The following is a 6000-nucleotide window of genomic DNA, read 5'->3' on the forward strand; positions in this document are numbered from 1 at the left end:
AAATTTTGTAGTACACGTTCTTCAATGGAGACAACTATTATTTATAGCAAATGATTGAAGTGAAAAGATAAAGGCACATCAAAAAAACAAGCTGTCGGGAGATTTTCCCGACAGCTTGTACCGGTTTACCGGCTCCTTTTTTTAATCGTTATTGAATGATGATTGTCTGGTCTGCCTCCACATTATTGGCGGAAACGATCAGCGAGATCTCATCAGCAGTAAGGGCTGTTACTTCTTTGGTTGATGTATTGAAAACTGCTGCATACTTCCCTGATTTTTTAGCGCGTTCGAGTTCACTTCCCTTACCGATAAAGACATTATCGCTTCCATCCCATGTGACAGATGCCGGATAGCGAAGTGGAAAGTCTAAATTGCCGGACTGATGACCTGTCGCGCCAACCGTCACCGTTTGACCAATATTGATTGCTTCTGGTGCGTTAAGTGTAATCGACTCTACTATCGGCCGGACCTCTGCTTCGATCCATTCCTGGCCGTAGACACTGCTGTTCTTTGAACCACGCTCCGGACCATGTGCTTTGTCAGGTACAGGTGTCGGATCAACTCCAAAAAGCGTCCAGGCATAAAATCCGCCTGCATCAGGTGGTCCATATGGGGATTTTCCGCTAGAGCCGACAACCATATACGGCACACCCTCTACGCGATCAATATTAACTGTATGAGCATGACCACTGATATAGATGGCACCTTTTCCATCCGAATCCTGGCGGAATTCAGTGAGCCATTTCTCGACCAAGTCAGCTTCTTTACGATCCTGGAGCTGACTGTTGTCAGTTGGCAGTGGATCCCTCGTCGGATGATGGCCGAAAACAACAACATTGTTGATGCCAGGATCTGACTTCGCTTCCTGCAATGTTTCTTTCAGTTCAATCAATTGATCGAAATCACTTGTCCTGAAACTGCCTGTTGACGAATCAAGCAGAATAAACCGTGTTCCCTCATGGTCAAAGCTGTAACGATTTTCCCCAAACGCTTCCATGAAGTTATCCAGTGTTCCTGGCCCAGCAATTTCATGGTTTCCCGGAATGTAATAAATCGGTATTTCATTCCCAACTTCTTCTTCCAATACTTGTTTGGCATACTCAAAATCTTCAGCCCATCCCGAATCAACAAGATCACCATTTATAACCAGAAAATCAGGATTCTCCTGGACAATTTGACGAAGTGATTCACGAGCCATTTTCGCTGCACGGCTGTTAGGTGAATCTGCTGTAAACTGACTGTCAGCAAGAACAGCAAATTTCCAGCGGTCCTCGCTTATCGTATCATTTTGAATGACTAATGAATCCGGCTTAACCGCTTCCACTTCAGGCATCTCGACAGATGGTGGAACCTCGACTGTCAGATCATCAACTATCAGCTGTCCGGTATATAGTTCATCGCCATTTGTTTCAACCGGGTAGATACGCCATAATTTCACCGGATATTGAATCCCCTCCGGTAACGTTGTTTCAATGTATTTCCAGCCTGTCCAGTCCACTTCATCCGCTAAATTCAGTGTATATCTGGTTCCGGAATCATCTTCAATAACGGCGCGCAGCCAGGCTCCGTTACCATCACCGTTTACCCATAAACCAATTTTTTGGACCTCTCCAGGAAGCTCGAGCAGCGGTGAGGCCTGCAGGTAAGCGGCACGCGTTGCTGTCGTTTTCGTAAAGTCATAGTTCAACTGAAGGCCGTTTCCATTCCTACCTTCAGAAAGTTCCAGCGAAGCCCCGACACTGAATGGATAGCCGGTAGAAGTCCATCCCGACATGTTTTCAAAATTGGACACCACTTCTTTTGACAGGCCGATTGTCGCAGGAACTTGTATGTCATGATCCAGCACCTGGATGGTAATTATAGTCGCCGCCCCGTCCTGTTTTGGCTGTACGGTAAAACTTCCATCCTGATTTTCTTCAATTGAAATAACCGAGTCATCATAGTCTAATTTGATATCCCGTGGCTCAATTGGAGCAGAATACCCGTGTTTATCGTAACCAGTCACGGAAAAAGTGCTCTTACTGCCCATTTCAAGCACGAGATGTGATGTTGTCGCCTCAATCCGGTTCAACTCACCAAGCACAGTCAGTGGTATTGTTCCTTTTTTAGATTTAATTTCTGCCTGTGCTACAGCAGTTCCAGATTTTTCCGCGTAAAAAGTGCCATTCTCCTCAAAAGAGCCGACCTTAGCCGGTATGGCCTGCCAGGAAATGCCGTCGACGTCCACCGGCGAATAATTTTCATCGTGACCTAGCCCGACAAACGTTCTGCTTAGTTCGGGAAAAACACGGTCACTGTTTTCAGCGTCCATTAACGTTTCAACTGAAAAGCCTGCCAGATCACCACTTCCCGCTTCTGCAAAAATACCAATCCCATTAGGTACTTTCCGCTCTTCCCCGTCAGACGGTGCATTGACCACTTCGGCATCTTCCTTGCCCACTTTCCGAGCCACCATTGTGGTAGAACCTCCGCCATCAATATTTAAAGCTGAATAGACGCCATGTTCCTTCATAAATTCTGCCAGTTCTTTATAGGTCATTCCACGGCTGTCCACTTGACGGCCATCAATTGCCGCGAGGATCATCGTTTTTCCATCCTCAGAGAATCCGACAGACGTCCGCGGTGCAGTCGTACTGTCATCCAGCCCGACAGGAACTTGTCCATTTTCAACCAGAATGACATTCCCGCCGACCGCAAAATCCATCAGCGAATCCCCATCGACTGCCGGTTTGTAATCAACCGTGACATCATCACCAACTGAAAGTTCTCTTAATCTATCAGCACCTTGTTCACGACCTACAAGCACCATTGTATTTTTCTCCATTTCACCTTTCCCAGCACCCTCAGCAACAGCTGTAACCTTGCCATTATGGACAGTCACTTCATACACATCTTTCCCGCTTGTTGAACGCTGTGCTTCCCCCCAGACAGAGGTGTATAGACCAATTCCGTTTACTGGAATGGCATATTGGTTAAGTGCTGCCAGCGGGTATTCACCGGTTGGTAATGTTACGTTGCCTGCCAGAAAAATATCTGTGATTCTTCCTACACCCTGCTCATCAACTCCAGCTGTCAATGTGTGCGAACCTTGTGGGCTTTTTAATAGCGTACCGCCTTTAATGGCTGTTCCGAGCGGTGCATCTGTACGATTAATATCAAAAAAGTCCCCGTTCACACCGCCGATAGCACCAGCTGACTCGACCATTTCAGACACTGGCATCGCATCAGAGATTTTACCTGGAAAAAGCAGATCCGTTGAACTTTGATCATTTGCTAGATCCACTGTCAAGATTTCTCCATTTATCCAGCCGCGGGCATCAAAACGTTCGAACGTTGTCAGTTCGATTCCCGGACCTATCGTTGTGGTCTCTTCCTTAGAAACAATTGTTTCCCCATCCGAACCGACAGTTATCTCAGGCTCTGTACGATCAGATGATGATCGTACATCAGGTACAGGACTGGACACCGTATCTGCATGTACAGCAGGAACGATTGATACCAAAACTATGATAAAAACCAGTAAACTTCGTATCCACCATTTTTGATTCATTACAATTCCCCTCCCATAATTAAATAACTTACCTGTCGTAACGAAAACCCTCCCTCCTCTTTATTCACTAAATACGCTATCAAAGGAATATGAAGTGAATATAAATTTTTTGTAATAGTTTATAAGATTCTGTTGAAATCGCTTTCAATAAAGCTAGCAAGTGAGGATTGAATTCCTAAAAAAAATTCTATTAATGACAGATAATCTTGTTAATAGATTAACTATACCTGAATATTCTAAAAACATGAATAGTTATTAGTACTCAAAAAAATACTAGTGCCATATTACCGTTAGATTGCCAATATATTAATAGAATGTAAAAAAGTCTTTCCACTTTCATTTAAGGTCTCTACATGAAATTTCCGCATATGAATAACTATATAAGCCCTCCTGAGCGATAGGATGACTATTTTATTCTAGAATATAGAGGTGCAAAACATGGAATTTAATATCGGGCCACGCATGGTAAAAACTGGCCTTGCTGTTGCATTGACGTTACTTATTACAGGTATGCTTGAACTCGAACTGGAAATTGTGGCGGCCATTGCTGCTGTTTTGGCTATGCAGCCTTCCGTTATGCGGTCATATAATTATATAAAAGAGGTCGTTATCACAAATGGTGTTGGCCTTCTTCTTGCCATGCTAGGTATTTTTCTACTTGGAAATCATCCGCTCTCTGTTGGGATGGTTGTTATCATTTCCATTGCGATTAGCATCAAGCTTGGCCTGCACAAAACGATAAGCCTGACGGTTCTGACGATCATCACCCTGATGTTGGGCAACGATGACGGGTTAAGCCTTATCTACGTAATCAATCGATTATCTTTGGTTACCATTGGGGTGTTTTCTGCCTTTATTATTAACATGACCGTTTATCCCCCAGATCATCAGAAAAACCTGTTTAACATGATCAAAAAAGCCAGCGACAAAATGAACTTTCTGTTGCGCGTGTTACCAAAGGAAACGATGAGCATTCCGCAGATGAAACAAGAGGACAGGGAAGTAGAGAAATTAATCAACGAGGCACAGGATTATTATGAAATCATATCGGATGAGAGAAGTCGTATTTTCATTAAAAACCGAAGAAGCTTTTACAGGAACATAATCATTTACAAGCATATGATCCGGGTGCTTAGTAAAAAGCAAACATTGATTCGGCAGTTAGAGAAAAACATCAAGGAAATCGAGGCCATTCCAGGTGATAAATCTTACTTAATAAAAAAACTTGTAAAAGAAATAAACAGCTACAGTGAAAATATATTGCTAGTATATGAGAACAAAATCATTCTTAATATGGATCTTCAGAAGGAAACAAAAGCAGCGATGCAAGTAACCATCAATACGCTCATCGAGGAATTACAGGGTGCGGAACTCTATAAATGGAATTTTGTCTTCCCGATTGCAAACAGTATCATTGAACTTTTTTTCGAGCTGGATAAGCTGGAAAGATTTGTACGAATCAAAAAATTAAAAGGGAAAAACGATTAATAATTAAGCCCAGAACCTCGAAAGGAATCTGGGCTTGCTTACGACTTGAGAACAATCACATTTCTAATTAACTCAACTCTTGCAGACTGAAATAAGTAGGCGCTCCCTGATGCAGTTGAATAAGTCCTCAATCCATTGTTGTAGTTGACACAAAATATATAAAATACTACTTAACATTCCGCTCCAGAAATTCACTACGCTTTCCCGCAGGAGTCTTCGTGTATTTCTTCCGCTAACGTGGCGTTTAATTGGAGTGGAGGGAAGTCGACTTCTGCTTAGAAAAGCAACAGCTGAAGATCCCAGAGGAAGTGGTTTGTGCTTCCGAGGAAGCTGAAGCGTTGGCCTAAGGTGCGCAATTAAACTTGCCTCAGTGTCGCATTTTGTATCAGTTAGGACAAAGTAAATAGTAACAAATTTACAAAAATACATATTTGTAATTCGTATCAAGTACCATAGTTCAAGTGCTACAAGTACTACAGTGTATTGAATGCATCTTGATTATCATGTGCGAAGGTTGAGTAATTAAAAACTGTCAAGATTATCCAAGTTGTTTTCTTTTATACCATCCGGCTCACTGCGGATAATATCCCTGCCATACTTATGGAATACATCTACATGAGCAAGCTTTCCTGCTTTTGCCTCATCCAGGGCCGTCAGGTAGTCCAGTTCTCTTCCGCTTGCTGTTTTAAAAGCAATGATATCACCATCATCCTTTTTACGGACTGCAACTATTTGTTCCTGGCCTGGTTCTGCTTCAGGTTGATGTTGAGCTGGATCTTCGCCTTGATGCTTGTAATCATTATATATTTTTTCAAAATCATTCGTATCCACAAAAAACACCTCCCAAACTTATGCTTAGTATGCTCGGGGGATGTTGGTGTTATGCCAGGAATTAATCCATGATCAAACAGTTAAGAAAAGCGCAAGCGCCCGTTAATTGCCGTATGCCCTGGAAGGCTCCG

The 6000-nt window shown here is 43.0% G+C and carries 3 protein-coding genes; 1 reads left to right on the plus strand and 2 read right to left on the minus strand.

Annotated elements, in window-relative coordinates; genetic code table 11:
- Positions 1–148: 148 nt before the first annotated feature.
- On the minus strand, positions 149–3550 hold the full coding sequence (locus AC3G7N_RS11560) for a phosphodiester glycosidase family protein (RefSeq protein ID WP_489422306.1): 3402 nt from the start codon (positions 3548–3550) through the stop codon (positions 149–151).
- A gap of 438 nt (positions 3551–3988) precedes the next feature.
- On the opposite strand from AC3G7N_RS11560, the gene AC3G7N_RS11565 reads away from it, so the two are divergent.
- Complete coding sequence (locus tag AC3G7N_RS11565) at positions 3989–5038, plus strand: FUSC family protein (protein ID WP_489422307.1); 1050 nt, start codon at positions 3989–3991, stop codon at positions 5036–5038.
- Between the two features lie 522 nt (positions 5039–5560).
- On the opposite strand, the gene AC3G7N_RS11570 is transcribed toward AC3G7N_RS11565, so the two are convergent.
- Complete coding sequence (locus tag AC3G7N_RS11570) at positions 5561–5869, minus strand: DUF3892 domain-containing protein (protein ID WP_489422308.1); 309 nt, start codon at positions 5867–5869, stop codon at positions 5561–5563.
- Positions 5870–6000: the final 131 nt, after the last annotated feature.

The sequence above is a fragment of the Virgibacillus carmonensis genome (genome assembly GCF_057836705.1).

What these genes read in the sequence shown, in the direction of transcription:
- AC3G7N_RS11560 (WP_489422306.1), bottom strand. Translation starts at nt 3,550, where the DNA reads ATGAATCAAAAATGGTGGATACGAAGTTTACTGGTTTTTATCATAGTT.
- AC3G7N_RS11565 (WP_489422307.1), top strand. Translation starts at nt 3,989, where the DNA reads ATGGAATTTAATATCGGGCCACGCATGGTAAAAACTGGCCTTGCTGTT.